Source organism: Luteibacter sp. 9133, assembly GCF_000800155.1.
GTDB lineage: Bacteria > Pseudomonadota > Gammaproteobacteria > Xanthomonadales > Rhodanobacteraceae > Luteibacter > Luteibacter mycovicinus.
Window position 1 is genome coordinate 2,882,930 of sequence record NZ_JUHO01000001.1, and the last position, 20,441, is coordinate 2,903,370.

Here is a 20,441-nt window from a genome sequence, read left to right on the forward strand (position 1 = left end):
CATCATGTTCGCAGGCAACTGCATCATGGATTCTCAGTTAGGCCGCCGAGAAGATTACTCGCTGACCACGTCACTAATCACCGCCCTATCGTTTGGCTTGCTAGCTGGATTGGCGGGATACCCGATCGTACGTGGGGCGATGAAATACGAGGCTGAGCGATCGGGAAGAACCAAGCCTAATCAAGCTTGAAAAGCACCTATTCCCATCGAAATAGCTAGCCAATCTTTGAGTTAAGCCATCGGTTGCATCGCTTTTTTGAAGCGGTGCAACTCGACCACCGCGACTTAGTAAAGATCAAGCAGAGCCGATCATGGACGACGAATGCCTGTTCAGGCCGGAAACGATGTCATGTGCGCTGCGACATAGTCGCGAACCAAAACTAAGCTTACCGCAACTTCACTGGTGGACCGGTTTCGCCGCACTCGCAATATCAGCACTCGCCATCACTTACCTGTGCACAGGGACCTATACGCGCACCGTAACCATATACGGAAAAATTGAACCCCGGCGTGGATATCTCGTCATCAATGCGCCGACGGATGGAACGCTCACGGATTCACCCGTGAAAGAAGGAGACTTGGTTCGCGAAGGAGACGTACTCTTTCACGTCCAGCCGCGAGATAGATCCCCAGAACTTGAAAGCAGAAGTCGCTTAACCGCGGACCTCCTCGCCACTGATCTTTTTCGAACTGAGATGGCGTTGATTCGCCTACGAAAGACGCATGAACAAGACATTTTGAGCTCCAACCGTCAGATTAGTACGCATATCAAAGCGGCAAGTCATATCTCTAAGCGACTAATTCTCGCGCGCGCGCGAACCGAAGAACTAAAAGCCACGATTCACTCCCTCGGTGCCGCCGAAAGAAAAGGTCTAATAAGCCGCGTCTACCTTCAAGATAAAAGAGATGACCTTCTTCGACTCAGCGATGAAAGAGAGGCACTCGCAGAGAGGCAAACCGCGCACGCACAAATCCTCGACGATGCGCGGGCCCGACGAAAGCGCCTGCCAGATGATTTCCAAAACAAGGAAGACGACTTACTGAATGAACTATCTCGGCTGAATCGATTACTTGCTGGCCGCGAATCCAGCCCGACTTCGATAGTTTCATCTCCTGCAACTGGAATCGTCACCAACGTGCTAAGCAGCATGGGAAGCGACGTCAGTGCATCTCAGCATGTATTGATAATGGCTCCGTCTGAAGGTGGAATACATGCGAAAGCCCGCTTCGGAAGCACGGCTGCGGGCCTCATCAAGCTTGGGTCCGAGGTTCGCATTCGCTACGCCTCGTTCCCATACCAAAAATTTGGAACTCACGTCGGGAAAGTCGCCCGCGTACCTAGCGCGAGCGCGCACGACGTAACAAATTTTTCGCGATCAAATGCTGGGGGTGAACAATCGAAATTCGAGATCGATATCGAACTACCATCGCAGAGCTTCGTCGCTGAAGGCATCGACCACCCGCTCGTAACCGGCATGGATTTCACCGCGGACGTCCAGGTCGACACCAGAACCTTAATTGAATGGATCCTTGAGCCACTGATCGCCTATATAAGGAAGGCCGCTCCGGCGGAAAACAAGGAAGAAATCGCAAAATGAGCAGACTATGGAGTGACTGGGTAGCAAAAACGAAGACACCGATCCTTCGACAAATGGAAAAAGATGAGTGTGGGCTGGCATGCCTGGCGATGATCGCAAGCTATCACGGATATCACACGGCGATCCGCGATCTTCGCGATAGGTTCCACGTTGGCCAGGACGGCCTTTCTGCAGCGGACATGATTCGTTATGGATCGGGACTGAAACTTTCGTGCAGAGCTGTTCGCCTTGACATGAATGAGCTGAGCCAGCTATCCCTTCCTTGCATCTTACATTGGTCGCTGGATCACTTTGTCGTACTTGTTAGCGTCGGCCGCCGCTCGATAACAATTATCGACCCGGCTAGTGACCGGACTAAAATTTCCATGATTGAAGCATCTTCACTTTTCACCGGAGTGGCTATCGAAGCCTATCCAGAAAAGGGATTTGAAAGAAAATCGTCAACCACCAAAAGCCTCCCTTATCTTCGAAGAATTAAACAGTATTGGCCAGCTTTGGGCCTCGCGGCTGCGATCTCACTGTTAATTGAAATCACTTCTCTCTTCATACCTCAAACCGTCCAAATCGTAGTGGATCAGGTTGCAAGCACTGCCGATACCAACCTTCTTGTGGTCATCTGCATAGGCTTCGCATTGATCACATGCTTCAACGCCGCACTGACATCGCTTCGAGCACTGATCGTCGGGTTGATACGCTCACACGGGATAGTGATGTGGTCGGGGACGATATATCGAAAAATCATGAGATTACAGAGTTCCTACTTTGAGAAACGAACGGTAGGTGACGTCCTTTCAAAATCCACATCTGTCCACGATATACATCAAGCGCTCACGTCGGACGCCATTGCCTTCTTTCTTGACGGCGTCATGGGAATAGCCGTCCTAACCATCATGTGCACCTACGACCCCCTCCTCACATGTTTCGCAGTAGGCGGACTGCTGATCTACCTAACCGTCAAATCGCTGTCAATCGGACATATGCGCTCTTTAGAGCGCACCTCGGTTGCGGCAGAGGCTGAAATTCACTCAGACCTCATCGAATCAATAAAGGGCATAACATCCATCCGCTTGAATGGTCTTGAGGAGATCCGTATAGCGCGATCGATCGGGCTATCACGGGCATGGTCGGCGGTCGACCTCCGCATGGGGAATTTCCGAATCCTACTCAGCGCACTTAGCGAAACACTTCTAGGCGCCCAGAAAATATCAATACTTTTCTTCGGCGCAAATCTCGTACTGCGTAACGAGTTATCACTCGGCATGCTGATGGCATTTTGCGCATATGCGGATCAATTCGCACAGAGAGGTGTGTCCTTAGTTGATTTCGTCGCGCGACTTCGTCTCCTACGAGTACAGCTGGATAGAATCAGTGACATCATGGAGTCGCCCAATGAACCTAACAATCACCGCGACTTTCAGGGACCAATCGTCGGAAATCAACTTGCGTTAGAGAGCATCAGCTTTCGCCATGGACCAAACGACGCGTGGCTGATCAAGAATGCCTCGCTCAGCGTGGGCAAGGGCGAGTGTGTTGCCATCGTCGGCCCGTCCGGCTGCGGAAAAAGTACGCTTCTTAAAATTATTCTTGGCCTGATACCGCCTAACTCCGGCACCGTCCGGATCGGCGGGTATGATTTGGCAGCAATTGGTCACCCTGCCCTTCGCGACCAGGTTGGAGTAGTTCTGCAGGGAGATATGATGTTCTCGGGAACAATTCTCGATAACATATGCATGGGAAACGACGAGATACCAATGGCGCGAATTTACGACTCCGCCCGGGCTGCAGACATCCACGAGGACATTTTGTCGTTACCGTTTGGGTACCAAAGCCGTATCGGTGACGGCGGAATTTCACTGTCCGGAGGCCAAATACAAAGGATTGCTATAGCCCGTGCGCTATGCCGACACCCCCAGATCTTGATCATGGACGAGGCGACAAGTCATCTTGATGCGGCTTGTGAAGAGCGCATCGCGAAAAATTTGAGAACGCTCTCCTTAACTCGATTATTCATTGCGCATCGTCCAGCAACTGTCGCCACTGCTGACCGAATCTTCAATCTTGCGGATGGCTCGCTTCGTGAATTATCTGGAGATGAGATTACACGCAAAGACATCTATTGACCGCGACTATCAATCTCGGAATATCGCTACGACACTGCACACGCAAGACTTTCGGATTCCGAGCGACTCTCATCGTGAACGAGCGATAACGGCGCTCTATCAGCTATCACTTACCGAGAGGATGACGCACCTGACCGTCGCCACGCACGACGAAGCGCTCCACCGTCAGCGACTCGGCGCCCATCGGCCCGTAGGCATGCAGTCGCGTCGTCGATATCCCGATTTCAGTGCCAAGACCCAGTTCACCGCCATCGCTGAAGCGCGATGAGGCATTCACCATGACCACGGCGGAGCGGATCGCGCGGATGAACCGATCCGCAGCAGCCGCGTCACGCGTCGCGATGACCTCAGTATGGTCAGAACCAAACCGCCGAATATGAGCAATTGCCACGTCGATGTCGTGGACCACGCGCACCGCGATCACAAGATCGAGAAACTCCGCCGCATAGTCATCTTCACTCGCAAGCGTCACATCACCGACCAGCGCACGCGTCCCTTCATCACCGCGCACGTCGACCCCAAGTTCTCGCAGGCGTGCAATGGCCCGTGGAAGAAAGGCGGCTGAAGCATCCCGATGAACAAGCAACGTCTCGAGCGCATTGCACACACCCGGACGACTGGTCTTGCCGTCGATCAGCAGGCGCAACGCGAGATCATGATCGGCGTCACGATCCACGTAGAGGTGGCAGACACCCTTGTAGTGTTTGATCACCGGCACGCGCGCATTTTCAGTGACAAAGCGAATCAGCCCCTCCCCGCCGCGAGGAATGGCTAGATCGACGATATCGACCAGCTGCAGCAGCTCGACCATCGTGTCGCGACGCGGATCGTCGATCAGCGTCAACGCCGCTTCGGGCACGCCCTGCTCACGCATCGCACGACGCAGCGCCGTCGCGATGGCAACGTTCGAATGCATAGCATCGGAACCTCCACGCAGGATCACGGCATTGCCGGCCATCAGACACAACGCAGCCGCATCGGCGGTGACGTTCGGGCGTGCCTCGTAGATCATCGCGATGACGCCGAGCGGGATGCGTACGCGCTCCACGTCGATGCCGTTGGGCCGGACCTCGCGCCGCGTAACGATGCCCACGGGATCCGGCAACGTGGCGACCTCGCGGATGGCGTTGGCGATCGCCGCGACACGCGCGTCGTCCAGACGAAGGCGGTCGAGCATGGCGGCGCTGGTGCCGTTATCCCGCGCTGCCGCCATATCGACGGCGTTCGCTTCGAGCACAGCGGAGACGTCGGCATCCAGCGCGTCGGCCATGGCACGCAGCAGGCGTTGCTTCGCCGCTGTATCGAGAGAGGACACGGCCGCCGATGCGTCGCGGCAGGCCAGGGCACGTTCGCGCAGGGTAACCGTCATCGTGGCCTCGTTTATTCGGGAAGGACGACCAGGTCGTCGCGGTGGACGACGTTTTCGCCATAACTGTAGCCCAGCGCCGCCTCGATATCGCGCGTATGACGGCGCGCTATCCGGCGGACGTCGACGGCGGCGTATTGCGCGATGCCTCGTGCGAAGACGGCGTCGCCATCGGCGATCTCGATGACGTCGCCGCGGGCGAAGTCGCCTTCGGCCGCCGACACGCCGCCGGGAAGCAGCGAGGCACCCTTGCCGCGCACCGCGTTGGCGGCGCCGTCGTCGACGACGATGCGGCCTGCCGGCGGCGCGTGTCGGAGCCAGTACTTACGGGCGGCGAGGCGCGTGCTGGGGGCCTTGAGGCGCGTGCCGGTCAGGCCGCCCTCGCCCAACCGGGCGACGCAGGCGCTGTCGCGACCGTCGAACAGTACGGTTTCGATACCCGCGGCGGCCGCCTTGCTTGCCGCTTCGAGCTTCGTGCGCATGCCGCCCGTGCCGGCGGCGGTGCCCGCCCCGCCCGCGCTGGCCAGATGTTCGGGCGTGACGACATCGACGGTATCGAGGGGCCGTGCCTGCGGATCGGTACGCGGATTGGCCGTATAGAGGCCCCCGATATCCGAGGCGATGAACAGAACGTCGGCATCGACCACCGCCGCGACGATGGCGGCGAGGTTGTCGTTGTCGCCGAGCTTCAGTTCGTCGACGGCGACGGTGTCGTTTTCGTTGATGACCGGGATGGCACCGAGTGCCAGCAGCTCTCGCAGCGTCGAGCGTGCGTTGAGGTAGCGACGGCGGTTGCGGAGGTCGTCGTGGGTGAGCAGCACCTGGGCGACCGGGGAGTCGAAGAAGCTCTGCCAGAGGGCGATGAGACGGGTCTGGCCGAGCGCGGCGAGGGCCTGGCGACCGGTGAGGCCGGCGGCGCGCTCGGGGGCGGCGAAGCCCCTGCCGGCGGCGACGGCGCCCGAGGAAACGATGATGACTTCACGGCCGGCGCTGCGGCTCGCGCGGACGAAGGCGGCGAGGCCATCGGCGTGTTCGTCGGTCAGGGCGCCTGTGGCGGTAGTGAGGAGGCTGCTGCCGACTTTGAGGACGGCGCGGTGCCAGTCTGGGAGCGGTTGGGGCGTGAAGTGCATTGGTGTTACCCCTGGCTTTCGTGCATCTGGGGTCGCCAGCAGGGCTGGCTCCTACAGGAGCGGAAGCATTACGGTGTCCGCACTCGTGTAGGAGCCAGCCTTGCCGGCGATGGTCAGGTCAGGGCTGTGAGCCTGGCCCGCAACGTATCCAGCATCAGATCGTGGCCCGATCCCGGCGATGTACGAGCAGCCAGGCTCGACTCCGGCGAACGCCCCTCACCCGCCGAGGCCGCCGTCTCCGCCGCCGCACGGTACGCGTCACGGAACGGCACGCCCGCGACGGCCTGCTCGATCGCCACGTCCGTGGCATACATCGCCGGCTCGATGGCGGCGCGCATCTTCTCGGCCTTCCACTCGAAACGGGCGAGCATGTCAGGCAGCAGTTCAAGCGCACCGAGACCCATGGAGAAGCCATGGAACAGCGAACCCTTCGAGAACTGCAGATCGCGCTGATAACCCGACGGCAGCGACAGCAGCTGCTCGATCTCGGTGCGCGCGGCGGCGACACTGGCGTAGCTCGCGCGGAGCAACTCGACGACGTCCGGGTTGCGCTTGTTCGGCATGATCGACGAACCGGTGGTGTACTCCGCCGGCAGCTTCACGAAGTCGAATTCGGCCGTGGTGAACAACGAGAGATCCCACGCCAGACGACGCGTATCGAGCAGCGCGGTACCGACGGCATCCAGCGCCGCCATCTCGAACTTGCCGCGCGACAGCTGCGCGTAGATCGGCGATACCTGCATGCGCGAAAAGCCGAGTGCCGCTGTCGTATGCGCACGGTCGAGTGGGATATTGACGCCATAGCCCGCGGCCGTACCGAGCGGATTCGCATCGATCAGCTCGAGCGCCTGGCGCGCACGCAGCGTGTTGTCGATGAAGGCCTCGGCGAACGCCGCGAACCACATGCCCGTCGAGGACACGACGGCACGCTGAATGTGCGTGTAGCCCGGCATCGGCAATGCGTCGCTGGCCGCACGCTGCAGGCAGACCTCGGCAATCTCGCGGCACAGCGTCTCGAGCGTCGAAAGCTTTTCCTTCAGCCACAGACGCGTCGCCACGAGGATCTGGTCGTTGCGGCTACGCCCCGTGTGCACGCGACGACCGGCATCGCCGAGACGCTCGGTGAGACGTGCTTCGATCGCCGAGTGGCCATCTTCGAAGCGATCGTCGAGCACGAACGCACCGGCCGAAAAGTCAGCGGCCAGCGCATCGAGTTCGCGCAACAGCGCGTCGCGCTCATCGATGGACACCACGCCGATATTGGCGAGGCCTTCGACGTGCGCCTTGCTGGCGGTGATGTCGTGCAGGAAGAATTCGCGGTCGAGCACCACGTCGTTCCCGGCGAGGAAACGCATGATTTTCGCGTCGACCTGAATACCGGATTTCTGCCAGAGCGGCTGGGTCATCGTCAGGTCCTTAAAGCGGGATGGCGGTCAGCTCGTCGAAGCCGAGCGCACGGTTGACGTTCTGCATGGCCTGGGTGGCCGCGCCCTTAAGCAGGTTGTCCAGCGTAGCGACAACCACCACGCGACGACCGTCCACGGACAGCGCGAAGCCACCCACGTCCAGATGATGCTGGTTGGCGATCTGGCTGACCCACGGCGCTTCGTCCACGACATGGATGAGCTTCTCTTTCTCGAAGCGGGCTTCAAAGCGACGGACGATGTCCTCGCGCTTCGCCTGCTTGGCCAGATAGAGATTCGTGGTCACCGTCAGGCCACGGAAATGCGGCGCGACATGCGGCATGAATTCCACGGGCATGCCCAGATGACGGCTGGCTTCCTTCTCGTGCATATGCCCGGTGAGGGAATACGGCATGAGGTTGTCGCGCAGCTTTTCCGGGTTGTTGCGGTCGGACGGCGTCGTGCCCGCGCCCGAGTAACCGGACACACCGAACGACACCGGCGGCGCCGCCAGCAGGTCCTTGATCGGCGCGATCGACACCTGGATGGCCGTCGCATAGCAGCCCGGATTGCTGATGCGCTTCTCACCGCGCCAGCGATCGCGATAGAGCTCGGGCAGGCCGTAGTACCAGCGCTCGTCGAAACGGTAGTCGGCCGAGAGGTCGACGATCACCGTCGATCCGGCCGCCTTGTCGATCGCTTCGACGTACGGTGCCGCCTTGCCGTTGGGCAAGGCGAGGATCACGACGTCGGCACCCTGCTCCGCCACGGCGGACGGATCGAGGTTGCTGTACGTCAGGTCGCCGCTGTACGCGTCGCTGTGATCGGCCAGTCGCTGGCCGTCGAGCTCACGCGACGAAACGAACGCCAGTTCCAGGTCCGGATGACCGGCGATGAGTTTGATCAGTTCGGCGCCCGTGTGTCCACGTGCGCCGACGATGCCGATGGTCTTGCTTGCCATGACCGCTCAGTCCTGCAGGGTGGGAAAGCGCGACGCGCTATGCGTGACGCAGCGTTCGATATCCGCGAAGTTGTCCAGGCCGTACCAGAACACCTTCCAGAGCGACTGCTTGAAGCAGCCGTCCGACTCCGCGTAATAGAAATGATTGATGACGTTGCCGTGGCGCGACCGCCAGAACAGTTTCGGATTCTCGTCGCGCATCACCTGCCACACCGCACGCCCGAGGCCTTCGCCCTGGGCGTCGTCCAGCACGGCGAACTTGTCGAGGTACGCGAAGCCTTCTTCCTGCGTGAGCACCATCGCGGCACGATAGTTCTCCGACACGTACAAGCGATAAAGGTCGGTACGGTCGAAGTAGTCCGGTACGGTCTTGCGGCCGAAGCTGGACTCGATCAGCTCACGCAGGCGCTCCTTGTCGACGCCTTCCCACGAATCGAACCGCAGCACGCGCTCGCCGCGACGAACGAGCGTGCCCGAACCCTTGTGGGTAAACAGCTCCTTGGCAAGTTCCGAAGGGCGCGTGATCGAGACCGACGAAGTGAGCGGCAGGTCGTCCAGCAGATCCTTGATCTGCTCGATTTTCAGCCGCATGCCCGAATGCAGCCACGGCTGCTTAAGCAGCTGGTCGAACTCGGTCGACAGGTTGATCGAGTCGATGACCTTGCCGTCGCCATCGAGCAGACCGCCCGTGCCGGTAAGGAACACGATCTTGTACGGCTGCAGCACGCGAACCAGTTCGTTCGCGGCGAAGTCGGCGTTGATGTTGAGGATCTGACCCGAGTCGGTCTCGCCCAGGCTGGCGATGACCGGGATCGATCCCGCGCGCAGGCTGGCTTCGATCGGAGCGAGGTTGATTTCGCGCACGCGGCCGACGAGACCGAAGACTTCCTGATCGAGGAATTCGGCGGTGAACACGCCCGAGGGCACCGACGTGGCACGCGTATCGGCTTCCTGCAGGGCTTCGACCAGACGCAGGTTCTGTGCCTGGAACACCTTGCGGACGATCGCCAGGGCTTCCGGCGAGGTCACGCGCAGGCCGTTCACCGTCTTCTTCTCGATACCGGCGGCCGAGAGCTCTTCGTCCAACTGCGGACCCGCGCCGTGCAGCACGATGGGCGTCAGGCCGACCTGCTGCAGGAAAGATAGCGACGAGGTCAGTGCCGGCAGGTCGTCGCGCAGCACGGCGCCGCCGACCTTGACCACGGCGAAGCGCGCGGCGTCGAGCTGCGAGAAGCGCTTGAGGTATTGCTGAATTTCGCGCGCGCTGCCCATCGAAGACAGCAGTCGCACGATGGTCTTGCGGGTGTGCTTGTTAGATTCCACTGTCGACGATCCGATGGATGGTCCTGGCGTAATCCGCCAGTTGTTCGAGAAGGACCCACTCGTCGGCGCTGTGCGCCTGAGCGATGTCACCGGGGCCGTAGACGAAGGTGTTGTAGCCCGCCTTGGAGAACAGCGCCGCTTCGGTCCAGAAGTCCACGGCGTTGCCCACCGGGATACCGAGTTCATCGGCGAGGTCGCGCGCGGCAAGGCGACGCGTTTCCGCCGTGGCGGTGTCGCCCGCCGGCAGCGAATCGCCACGGAAGGTTTCGCCGTACTCGACCGGTGCCGGCTCGACCAGCGTGCGGAACGTCTCCAGCAGCTGATCCGCGTCCATCGACGGCAGCGGACGGAAGCCGAAACGGACATCCGCGGTGGGCGCGACCATGTTGGCCTTGATCCCGCCTTCGACCTTGCCGATGTTGAAGCGCAGACCGGTCAGACCACCGAAACGCTCATGCGACAGCGCCTGCACGTGATCGAGCGCCGCGGCACCCCAGCGAATGGACTGGTGCACCGCGCTGTCGGACGGCTTCTGCTCACCCGAGGCATGCCCTGCCCGGCCAAGGAAACGCATCTGCACCGAGTGGATGCCGCGATGCGCCAGCACCGCCTCACCCCTGGTCGGCTCGGCGACGATGATCGCCTCGTAGTCGCGCGGCGTCTTGAGAAAACCGTCGATGCAACGCGCGTCGTTGGCCTCTTCGTCGGTCGACAGCAGCAACGCCATGTCGCCCTGCGTCGCATTGGCCACGGCGACGAGCGCCGCCGCGGCACCCTTGATGTCGCAGGCACCGAGGCCGATCGCACGGTCTTCCGTCACCCGCAGTTCGTGCGGGTTGGCGGTCCAGTGCGGGGAATCGGGCACGGTGTCGATGTGCACGTTGAACAGGTACTTCGGCTTACCGCGCACGGCGTACAGATTGACGGCACCGGCGCCGAAGTCGGTCACCTGCACGTCGAACCCGGGAAGGTTCGCGCGCAGGTAATCAAAAATACCGTCGGTACCGATGGTTCGTGGCGGATTGCGCGTGTCGAAACCGACCAGCGCACGCAGATGGGTCAGGGTGTCTTCGAGAAGCTTTTCCATGAGCCTGGATCAGTTCCCGTTGGCGCGGTCGACTTCCGCCCAGATCGTCGAGCTCATGCCGTAGAGCTTGATGAAGCCCTCGGCTTCGGCGACGCCCCAGTCGGCAGCCTGCGCGTACGTCGCCTTGGACGAATGCAGCAGGTTCTTCGATTCGACCTTCACGGCGTAGATGGAACCGCCGCGGGTCTCGACGATGACCTTGCCGTCGACCTTGCGCTGCGTCGACACGAGGTAGGCCTCGAGGTCGGCCTTGATCGGATCGTTGAAGAAGCCTTCATAGGCGACTTCCGTCCACTTGCGACCGATCTCCGGCTTGAAGCGGTTCTGCTGCTTCGACAGCACGGTTTCTTCCAGCGCGCGGTGCGCGGTGAGCAGCGCGGTCAGTGCCGGCGCCTCGAACACGATGCGGCCCTTCAGGCCGATGTTGGTGTCGCCGGTGTACAGGCTCCGACCCACGCCGTACTTCGCCAGTTCGCGATTGAGGAAGGCGAGGATCTCGGGACCGGTGGCGGCCTTACCGTTGAGCGAGGTGGCTATACCCTTCTCGAAGCCGAGTTCGATACGCAGCGGTTCGGACGGCCATTCGGCACGCGGCGCGCACCAGCCGATCGCGCCTTCGCCAGGAATTTCCCAGGCGTCGATCTCGCCGCCGGAGATGGTGACGCCCAGCACGTTCTCGTTGATCGTGTAGTGCTTGGTCTTGGCGCGGACTTCGAAGCCCTTGTCTTCCAGGTACTTCTGCTCGTAAGCGCGGACCTGGGTGTGCTCGCGCTGGATCTCGCGGATCGGCGCGACGATCGTGTAATCGCCAAGGGCGCGAACGGTCAGGTCGAAGCGCACCTGGTCGTTGCCCATACCCGTGCAGCCGTGGGCGAACAGCTTGGTGCCGAGCTCGTCGCAACGCTCCAGCGAGGCCTTCACGATGAGGTAGCGATCGGACACCAGCAGCGGGTACTGGCCCTGATAGAACTCGCCGGCCCAGATCAGCGGGGTGACGAAGGTGTCCCAGATCGCCTGCGAGGCGTCGACGGTGCGGTGCGAGGCGGCGCCCAGTTCGGTCGCACGCTGCTCGATGTACTCACGCTCTTCCGCCGAAACGCCGCCGGTGTCGACGAACACGGTGTGCACGGCATAGCCGCGCTCCATCAGGTACGGGACGCAGAAGCTGGTGTCGAGGCCGCCGGAAAACGCGAGAACGATATCTTTGCTGGACATGCTGGCTCCAAAATAAGGGAAAAGGGAAAGAGCGAATCAGAAACCGAGGCCGGACTTCGCGCCCGACGCGTGCGAGATGAGCGAAGCCATCACCGCCTTCTGCACGTGCAGGCGGTTTTCGGCTTCGTCGATGGCGATGCACGCCGGCGAGTCCATCACCGCGTCCGTCGCCTTGATGTTCCGGCGCAGCGGGAGGCAGTGACTGAACAGGCCGTTGTCGGTGAGCGCCATCTTGGCCTCGTCGACGATGAAGTGCTTGTTGGCGTCACGAATGGCCTTTTCTTCGTCCCAGCGACCGAAGTAAGGAATCGCGCCCCAGCTCTTCGCGTAGATCACGTGCGCGCCGCTGTACGCCGATTCGATGTCATGGGACACCTGCAGCGAGCCGCCGTTCTCGGCCGCGTTCCGCTTCGCGAACTCCATGTAGCGCTCGTCGAGAATGTATTCCGGGGTCGGGCACAGCAGGGTCACGTCCATGCCCATCCTGGTCGCGATCATCAGCGCCGAGTTGGCCACCGCCGTGTTCAGCGGCTTCGGATGATAGGTCCAGGTCAGCACGTATTTCTTGTTCTGGAGATCCCCCAGATGCTCCTTCATGGCCAGCGCATGGGCCAGCTCCTGGCAGGGGTGGGTGATCGTCTCCATATTGATCACCGGCACGGAGGCGTAGCGCGCGAACGCCTTAAGGACGATGTCCTGACGATCCACCTGCCAGTCGACGAATTTGGGGAAGGCGCGCACGGCGATGATGTCCGCGTAGCGCGACAGCACCTGGGCGACCTCGGCGATGTGCTCTTCCGTATCGCCGTCCATCACCGTACCGACCTCGAACTCGATCGGCCACGCGTCCTTGCCCGGGGACAGCACCACGGCGTGCCCGCCCAGCTGGAACGCGCCCAGCTCGAAGCTGGTCCGGGTCCGCATGGATGGGTTGAAGAACATCAGCGCGATCGACTTGCCAGCCAGCTGCTGACCCTGCGGCGAGCGCTTGAATTCGGCGGCCTGCTCGAGCAGGGCGTCGATCTCGGCGCGGCTGTAGTCCTGGGTATTGAGGAAGTGGCGAACGGTCATGGCGGTCCAGATCGGTCGGTGGCCCGGGGGCCGTGGGTGGAATATCAGGAATCGGAAACGAAAAAACCCGGCACGGGGCCGGGTTTTTTAGTCGATGCGAATGAAATGCGCGCGACAGCCTACCCGGCCGAATGTCCGATGTACGGTCGACGAGCACGCGACGTCATCCCAGCGGCCATACGGGCGCTAGTGAAGACAACGGCGGTGTAGACAGTATGGGACACGGCAGGGTCGGCAAAGGTGGAACCCCGATCATGCCGGGATTTGGTGCGTTGCGCAACATGGGCTCGGGCTCCGGCTCGGGCTCGGCTTCGCCATCGCATGGGGGTGCTTGCGCTGAGGCACGGGAGCGGTCGGCTGCCATTCTTGTCGCTAAGTCCTCCTACGGCCTTCGCCTTCGTGCGGAAGCGCTCCAAGAACGGCAGCCGACCACTCCCTTCCAACGCGACGGGGCACGTGGAAGACGAGCAAATCGCGGAACCTGCGCGCGCCGCGGTGATCGACATCGTGGGCAGCACCGCACGCACGGATCACACCTCATGCCGCTCGCCGCTTTCCCCACCCGCAACCTCTTGGTTGGGAGGGCGGGGGCGGGTGTCGTTCTCGGAGCGCTTCCGCACGTAGGCGAAGGCCGAAGGAGGACTTAGCGACGAGAATGGCACCCGCCCCCGCCCCCGCCCCAGCCCCCCGCCCGTGCCCCGACGCGCGCCCAAAAAAAGGCCGCGATCGCTCGCGGCCTTTCTCGACATCATGGCGAGGCGGTCAGTCCGCTGGCGCCACGTTGACGCGGACCCGCAGGCGCTCGCCCGGGTCGTAGTTCAGGCGCGAGACGTAGACCTCACCGCGGTAGCGGTATTCGACATCGTAGCCGGCGATGCGGCGCTGCTCGGAGACCGAGCTCACGTCGCGGCAGCGGGTTTCGGTGCTCTCGTAAGTGCGGTCGCCGTTGTGGGAGATGTTGTTGCCCACGGCGCCGCCGGCCACCGCGCCGACCACGGTGGCGGCCTTGCGGCCGTCGCCCTTGCCGACGGTGTTGCCCAGGACACCACCGACCACTGCGCCGAGGATGGTGCCGGCGGTGCTGTTGCCACTGGACTCACGACGGACGACTGGCTGGTCGTAGCACTCCTGACGCGGCGTCTCGACACGGGCGACGCCGTAGACGGGGTCCACGCGCAGCACGTCGGCCCAGCCGAAATGGGTGTTGTCATCCGGACCCACGGCACCCGGGGGTGGCGGCGGTGGCGCATAGCGGCCGTCCTGGGCGCTGGCGCCAGAGGCGAAAACGGCGAGGATGAGCGCAGGGATAAGCAGGCGAGACATGTAGGAAAACCTCCAGCCAGGCGCACGGGCGCGCCTACTGGTACGCATTTCATCAAGTTCACGCTGAATCCACGCTTAGAACCTCGCGCGGGCGAATTCACGCACGATGTCAACCGATTCGCGGCACGTGCGTGCGCCCGGGAAGGCGGCGGGCTTGTTACTATCTGCGACCGGCCGCCCGCCGCGCCCGTCCACGGATCCAAGATGCCGATCTCGCTCTACAACACCTTGTCGCGCCGCACGGAGGCGTTCACCCCGATCGATCCGAACCGGGTGACGATGTACGTCTGTGGGCCGACCGTCTACAACTACATCCATATCGGCAATGCCCGGCCGCCGGTCGTGTTCGACGTGCTGGCGCGGCTGATCCGCCGCCACTACCCGAATCTCGTGTACGCGCGGAACATCACCGACGTCGACGACAAGATCAACGCCGCCGCGTCCGCCGCGGGCGTGCCGATCGGTCAGATCACCGAGCGATTCACTCAGGCCTATCGTGAGGACATGGCCCGGCTGGGCGTCGCGGCGCCGGACGTCGAACCCCACGCCACGGACCACATTCCACAGATCGTGGCGATGATCGAGCGCCTGATCGCCTCCGGCCACGCCTACGAGGCCGAGGGCCATGTCCTCTTCCATGTGGAGTCGTATGCCGAGTATGGCGCCCTTTCCGGTCGCGACCCGGAGGACCTGATCGCCGGCGCCCGCGTCGAGGTGGCCCCTTACAAGAAGAGCCCCGGTGACTTCGTGCTCTGGAAGCCCTCCGACGCTACCCTGCCCGGCTGGGACAGTCCCTGGGGCCGTGGCCGTCCGGGCTGGCACATCGAGTGCTCGGCCATGAGCGAAGCCCATCTGGGTGAGACCATCGACATCCATGCCGGCGGCGTCGACCTGACGTTCCCGCACCACGAAAACGAAATCGCCCAGAGCGTCTGCGCGCACGGCGGCAAGACCTTTGCGCGCTACTGGCTGCATAACGGCATGCTGACCTTCGACGGTCGCAAGATGTCGAAGTCGCTGGGTAACGTGCTTCAGCTACACGAACTGCTGGGCAGACACCCCGGCGAAGCGCTGCGCCTGATGCTCCTGCGCGGGCACTACCGCCAGCCGCTGGACTGGTCGGAAAGCGCACTCACCCAGTCCGTGCGTACGCTGGACGGCTGGTACGGCGCCCTGCGCGACATGGCGGATGTCGACGCCGGCGATGCGGTCGTGCCGGCGGCCGTCGAAGCGGCCCTGTGCGACGACCTCAACACCCCGCAGGCCCTGGCCGAGATCTCCCAGCTGGCCGACGCGGCGCGCCGCGCCACGGGCGGCGAGCGTGCCGCCGCCAAGGCGGCGCTGCTGGGCGGCGCCGGCCTGCTCGGCTTGCTGCAGGAAGACCCGGAAACCTGGTTCCGTCAGGGCAACCCGGGTGAATGCATCGACGAGGCCGCCATCGAGGCCTTGCTCGAGGAGCGCCGGGCGGCTCGTGCCGCGAAGGACTTCGCGCGCTCGGACGCCATCCGCGACCAGCTCAGGGAGCTGGGCATCGCCATTGAAGACGGCGCACAGGGCACGCGCTGGAGTGTGGTGAAAGCATGAGCGAGCCGATCGAATCCACCGCCCTCGAGGCCCAGGCGGCCATCGCCGAAGAGTTCGCCTTTTTCAGCGACTGGACGGAACGCTACCAGTACCTGATCGACCTCGGTCGCCAGCTGCCCGCCTTTCCCGATGAGCGCAAGACGGAAGAGAACCGGGTCCACGGCTGCCAGTCCATGGTCTGGCTGATTCCCTCGGGCGATGCCTCGAAGATGCATTTCGACGCCGCCAGCGATTCGGCGATCGTCTCGGGCCTCATCGCGCTGGTGCTGCGCGTGTACTCCGACCGGTCGGCCCGCGAGATCGTGGACACCGAGCCGAGCTTCATCCAGGACATCGGGCTGGCCAAGCATCTGTCGCCCACCCGGTCGAATGGCCTGGCGGCGATGCTGGTCAAACTGAAGGCCTACGCGGCCGCAACGCTGGGGTGACCTGTACGCGTCCGCGCGACGCTGACGTGACTTGCACGCGGCCGCGCGGCGCTGACGTCACCGGAAGGAGCGCGCCCTGCGCGCGATGCCTTTCACGCGCAGGGCGCGCTCCTACGACAGCAGGCAAGAAAAAACCCTCGCGATCGCTCGCGAGGGTTTTTTTAGACCGCGGCAAAACAGGCGATCAGTCGCCCATCTGCTTCTGCAGGTGCTCGCGGCGCTCCTGTGCATCGAGCGTCAGCGTGGCGATCGGGCGGGCGTCGAGACGCTCCACGCCGATTTCCTCGTCGGTCTCTTCGCAGAAACCGTAGCGGCCTTCCTCGATCCGGCGCAGGGCCTTGTCGATCTTGGAGATCAGCTTGCGGTAGCGGTCGCGGGTGCGCAGCTCGAGCGAGTTCTCGGTCTCGCGCGTGGCGCGCTCCGCTTCGTCACCCACGTCGCGGACTTCCTCACGGAGGTTGTCCATGGTCTGGCGGGATTCTTCGACCAGCTGGTCGCGCCAGTCCTTCAGCTTGTTGCGGAAATAGGCCAGGTGACGAGGACTCATGTACTCCTCGTCGGGACCCGGCTTGTAACCCTTCGGAAGGTCGATGACAGTCGAAGCCGGCAGCGCATAGCGGCCGTCTTCGCGCGTGATGCCGTTGTCGGCGGTGTGGGAAGTGGTGCTGTTCATGCTGGAGTGCGTGGAATTCTCGTTACTGGATGAGGTAGCGCTACCCACCGCGGAGGCACTCCGCGGCGGTGTAGCGGCAACGGCCGATGCCGTCCTGCCCTGGGCGGGCGTCGGTACATCGTGGGCCGGGGCGGATGACTTCGCCGCCGGCGTTGGAGCGGGAGCCGGCGCGGCCTTGGCCGGCGTCGGCTTGGTCTTGGCCGCTGCCGCCTTACTTACGGCGGGAGCGGTGGATTTCGTCGCGGCGGGAGCCGCATGGGAAGCCGCTGGTTTTGTCGCCGTTTTAACGGGCGCCTTTGCCGCCGGCTTGGCGTTATTGACGGGCGCGGCCTTGGCGGGTGTCTTCGCCACGGCCTTTTTCGCGGGCGCGGCGGATTTCACCGGCGCGGCCTTGACCGCTGCCTTCTTCGCCGGCGCCTTGGCCGCCTTTACCCCGGCCACAACCGTTTTGGCCGTCTTCACGTCGCCCGCGCCGCCCTTCTTGGCGGCGCCCTTGGCGGCTGCGGAACTGCTAGCGTTTTTCGCCATAATCCTTCACCTCGGTGGCCGTGGCGGCGGGGTGTTATAGCCCAGAAGCGTTACCCCAGCAACCTCTCTTCTGGGATACTGTCTTCTGGCTTACGCCGGTCGACACCGGACTCATAGTGACCCGCCTCCTCTTAATCCTGATTTCCTTCTACAAACGGTGGCTCAGTCCCCTCCTTGGGGCCCGATGCCGCTTCCATCCATCCTGTTCCGATTATGCCCGCGTCGCCATAGCCCGTTTCGGGCCGGCACGTGGCACGGTTCTGGGAACCTGGCGCATCCTGCGCTGCCAGCCGCTGTGTGAAGGCGGCCACGACCCCGTCCCCGACCAATTCGTCCTGCGCCGATGTGGCGCCCAAGGAGCTGATACCCATGACTGATGCCTGGCTCATCAAGAACGCCGAACTGATCAACGAAGGCCGCCGGTTCACCGCCGACTTACGTGTCCGTGACGGAAAAATCGCGACGATTGCGCAGCATCTGGCAACGGAACGTGACGAACAGGTTATCGACGCCACGGGCCTCTGGCTGCTGCCCGGAATGATCGACGATCAGGTGCACTTCCGTGAGCCGGGTCTCACGCAGAAGGCTGACCTGGCGCACGAGTCGCGCGCCTGCGCGGCAGGCGGCATCACCAGCTTCATGGAAATGCCCAATACCAAGCCGCCCGCACTGGACCGCGATTCGCTGGAATACAAGTACGAGCTCGCCGCCAAGTCCTCCGTGGTCAACTACGCCTTCTACATGGGCGCCAGTAACGACAACCTCGAGGCGATCCGCGCGCTCGATCCGAAGGCCGCACCCGGCGTGAAGGTTTTCATGGGTGCGTCGACCGGCAACATGCTGGTGGATAACCCGGAGACCCTCGACGGTATCTTTCGCGACACCCCGGTGCCGATCATCACGCACTGCGAAGACACGCCGATGATCGACGAGAACCTCGCCATGGCGCACGAACAGTACGGCGACGATATCCCGATGTGGGAGCACCCGCACATCCGCTCGCGTGAGGCTTGCATCAAGTCCACCCGTCTGGCGATTTCCCTGGCGAAAAAGCACAACACCCGCCTGCACGTGCTGCATATCTCCACGGCCGACGAACTGGCGCTGTTCGAGCCGGGCCCGATCGAGGGCAAGCGCATCACGGCGGAAACCTGCGTGCACTTCCTGCACTTCGGCGGCAAGGCCGACTATGACGCGAAGGGTTCTTTCATCAAGTGCAACCCCGCGATCAAGGACGAGGCCGATCGCGACGCGATTACCAAAGCTCTCGCCGAAGGCCGACTCGACGTCCTGGCCACCGACCACGCGCCGCATCTGCTGGAAGAAAAGGCACAGAAGTACGACAAGGCGCCGTCGGGCCTGCCGCTCGTGCAGTTCGCGCTGCAGGCCGCTCTCGAGCGCGTGCATGAAGGCAAGCTCACGCTCGAGCGTGTGGTCGAGGCGGTTTGTCACGCACCGGCCAAGCTGTTCGACGTCGAGAAGCGCGGCTTCCTGCGCGAGGGCTACGCGGCCGATCTGGTCCTGGTCGACCCGAAGAAAAAGCACACGGTGACACGCGAGGAAGTTCTCTCGAAGTGCGGCTGGTCGCCGTTCGAGGGTGAGACGTTCTCGAGCAGCATCGTGTCGACCTTCGTCAATGGACAGCGTGTTTTCGACGGCAAGACCGTCGACGGCGATGTCCGTGGCCAGCGCCTGACGTTCGACCGACCGGCGAGTGGTGCGGCCAAGGCATGAGGAAAATCGCAAGCGCTGCACTCGCTCTGTGGATGACCGCGGCCGCCGCGGCCGCGGTCCCCGACCTGCCCTCGACGGTGTCGCAGGGCGGGCTGGTCATCGGCCACGCGCCCCGGGGCTCTCACGTCACCGTCGCCGGCAAGCCCGTGCATGTCGGCGACGACGGCATCTTCGTCTTCGGTGCCGGACGGGATGAGAAAGGTCCCATCGTCGTCACTGTCGGCACGGAGAAACGGGTGGTCGAGGTCACCCCTCGCGACTGGCCGATCGAGCGCGTCGAGGGTGTGCCGCCGAAGACGGTGAACCCGCCGCCGGACATCGCGGCGCGCATCGAACGCGAGCAGGCCGGGGTGGTCGCGGCACGTAACCGTGACGATACGCGCGAGGACTTCGCCCACGGCTTCATCTGGCCGGTGACGGGTCGTATCAGCGGGCGTTTCGGCAATCAGCGCATCTACAACGGCGACCCGAAGGCGCCGCACTCGGGCATGGACATCGCCGTACCTGAAGGCACGCCGGTGAAAGCACCCGCGGACGGCATCATCACGTTCGCCAGCCCGGATCTCTATCTCACCGGCGGCACCGTGCTGCTCGACCACGGCTTCGGCCTGTCGTCGAACTTCCTGCACCTGTCACGGATCGACGTGCGGGTCGGTGAGCATGTGCGTCAGGGGCAGATCATCGGTGCGGCCGGGAAGACCGGACGCGCGACGGGACCCCATGTGCACTGGGGCTTCAACTGGTTCGGGACGCGGCTGGATCCGTTGCTGCTGCCTGGGATTCACTGACAGGTCGCCTGTAGCCGCGTCCATTGTAGGAGCGAGCCCTGCTCGCGACCGACGTTCGCGCGCGTCTGCGCGGGCGGGGCAAAGAGCTTCGCGAGCAGGGCTCGCTCCT

17 protein-coding genes and 1 pseudogene are annotated in these 20,441 nt (G+C 62.9%); 8 read left to right on the forward strand and 10 right to left on the reverse strand.

All coding sequences use genetic code 11. The annotated features are described in order from the left end of the window. The first annotated feature begins 311 nt into the window (after positions 1–311). Both FA87_RS20805 and FA87_RS19970 read left to right on the forward strand, forming a co-directional pair. A complete protein-coding gene (locus tag FA87_RS20805) occupies positions 312–1,598 on the forward strand; it encodes a biotin/lipoyl-binding protein (RefSeq protein ID WP_156128553.1) in 1,287 nt (428 codons plus the stop codon). Further along, positions 1,595–3,718 (forward strand): peptidase domain-containing ABC transporter, encoded by a 2,124-nt coding sequence (locus FA87_RS19970; protein ID WP_081996587.1) that lies wholly within the window; start codon positions 1,595–1,597, stop codon positions 3,716–3,718. Before FA87_RS20805 ends, FA87_RS19970 begins: the two co-directional genes overlap by 4 nt. A 106-nt stretch (positions 3,719–3,824) precedes the next feature. On the opposite strand, the gene FA87_RS12545 is transcribed toward FA87_RS19970, so the two are convergent. From FA87_RS12545 to FA87_RS12585, 9 genes are all read right to left on the reverse strand, one after another. Beyond that, positions 3,825–5,087, reverse strand: a complete 1,263-nt coding sequence (locus FA87_RS12545) for a glutamate-5-semialdehyde dehydrogenase (RefSeq protein ID WP_043694928.1) — start codon at positions 5,085–5,087, stop codon at positions 3,825–3,827. Between the two features lie 11 nt (positions 5,088–5,098). Beyond that, on the reverse strand, positions 5,099–6,214 hold the full coding sequence (gene proB, locus FA87_RS12550) for a glutamate 5-kinase (protein ID WP_043694931.1): 1,116 nt from the start codon (positions 6,212–6,214) through the stop codon (positions 5,099–5,101). 113 nt (positions 6,215–6,327) lie between these two features. Further along, positions 6,328–7,620 carry an argininosuccinate lyase gene (locus FA87_RS12555; RefSeq protein WP_043694933.1) on the reverse strand — a complete coding sequence of 431 codons (1,293 nt, stop codon included), beginning with the start codon at positions 7,618–7,620 and terminating at the stop codon, positions 6,328–6,330. A 10-nt stretch (positions 7,621–7,630) separates the two neighbouring features. Beyond that, entirely contained in the window at positions 7,631–8,578 is a 948-nt protein-coding gene (argC, locus tag FA87_RS12560; RefSeq protein WP_043694936.1) for an N-acetyl-gamma-glutamyl-phosphate reductase, read from the reverse strand. A 6-nt stretch (positions 8,579–8,584) separates the two neighbouring features. Further along, the gene (locus FA87_RS12565) at positions 8,585–9,901 is read right to left on the reverse strand and encodes an acetylglutamate kinase (protein WP_043694938.1); all 1,317 of its coding nucleotides are present in this window, start codon (positions 9,899–9,901) and stop codon (positions 8,585–8,587) included. Beyond that, complete coding sequence (locus FA87_RS12570; protein ID WP_043694941.1) at positions 9,891–10,988, reverse strand: acetylornithine deacetylase; 1,098 nt, start codon at positions 10,986–10,988, stop codon at positions 9,891–9,893. The genes FA87_RS12565 and FA87_RS12570 overlap by 11 nt, the downstream gene beginning before the upstream one ends. Before the next feature lie 9 nt (positions 10,989–10,997). After that, complete coding sequence (locus FA87_RS12575; RefSeq protein ID WP_043694944.1) at positions 10,998–12,203, reverse strand: argininosuccinate synthase; 1,206 nt, start codon at positions 12,201–12,203, stop codon at positions 10,998–11,000. Positions 12,204–12,239: 36 nt separating this feature from the next. Next, complete coding sequence (locus FA87_RS12580; protein ID WP_043694947.1) at positions 12,240–13,274, reverse strand: N-acetylornithine carbamoyltransferase; 1,035 nt, start codon at positions 13,272–13,274, stop codon at positions 12,240–12,242. Positions 13,275–14,036: 762 nt separating this feature from the next. Continuing rightward, positions 14,037–14,597 carry a glycine zipper 2TM domain-containing protein gene (locus tag FA87_RS12585; protein WP_036111763.1) on the reverse strand — a complete coding sequence of 187 codons (561 nt, stop codon included), beginning with the start codon at positions 14,595–14,597 and terminating at the stop codon, positions 14,037–14,039. A 204-nt stretch (positions 14,598–14,801) separates the two neighbouring features. Between FA87_RS12585 and cysS the strand changes: the two genes are divergently transcribed. Both cysS and FA87_RS12595 read left to right on the forward strand, forming a co-directional pair. Beyond that, positions 14,802–16,181, forward strand: coding sequence for a cysteine--tRNA ligase (gene cysS / locus FA87_RS12590; protein ID WP_043694950.1), 1,380 nt, complete (start codon positions 14,802–14,804; stop codon positions 16,179–16,181). After that, the gene (locus tag FA87_RS12595) at positions 16,178–16,609 is read left to right on the forward strand and encodes a SufE family protein (RefSeq protein ID WP_043694953.1); all 432 of its coding nucleotides are present in this window, start codon (positions 16,178–16,180) and stop codon (positions 16,607–16,609) included. Before cysS ends, FA87_RS12595 begins: the two co-directional genes overlap by 4 nt. 184 nt (positions 16,610–16,793) lie before the next feature. On the opposite strand, the gene dksA is transcribed toward FA87_RS12595, so the two are convergent. Beyond that, entirely contained in the window at positions 16,794–17,282 is a 489-nt protein-coding gene (gene dksA, locus FA87_RS12600) for an RNA polymerase-binding protein DksA (protein WP_079522918.1), read from the reverse strand. Between dksA and FA87_RS19975 the strand changes: the two genes are divergently transcribed. The 4 genes and pseudogenes from FA87_RS19975 to FA87_RS12620 form a co-directional block, all read left to right on the forward strand. After that, positions 17,269–17,850, forward strand: coding sequence for a hypothetical protein (locus tag FA87_RS19975; protein ID WP_156128554.1), 582 nt, complete (start codon positions 17,269–17,271; stop codon positions 17,848–17,850). The genes dksA and FA87_RS19975 overlap by 14 nt on opposite strands. A gap of 73 nt (positions 17,851–17,923) precedes the next feature. Continuing rightward, positions 17,924–18,187, forward strand: coding sequence for a membrane protein insertion efficiency factor YidD (gene yidD, locus FA87_RS20420; protein WP_239709171.1), 264 nt, complete (start codon positions 17,924–17,926; stop codon positions 18,185–18,187). Beyond that, positions 18,180–19,544, forward strand: a complete 1,365-nt coding sequence (locus FA87_RS12615) for a dihydroorotase (protein ID WP_036111748.1) — start codon at positions 18,180–18,182, stop codon at positions 19,542–19,544. The genes yidD and FA87_RS12615 overlap by 8 nt, the downstream gene beginning before the upstream one ends. A 38-nt stretch (positions 19,545–19,582) precedes the next feature. Beyond that, positions 19,583–20,332: pseudogene (locus FA87_RS12620) on the forward strand (M23 family metallopeptidase); the annotation flags it as partial. Between the last annotated feature and the right edge of the window lie 109 nt (positions 20,333–20,441).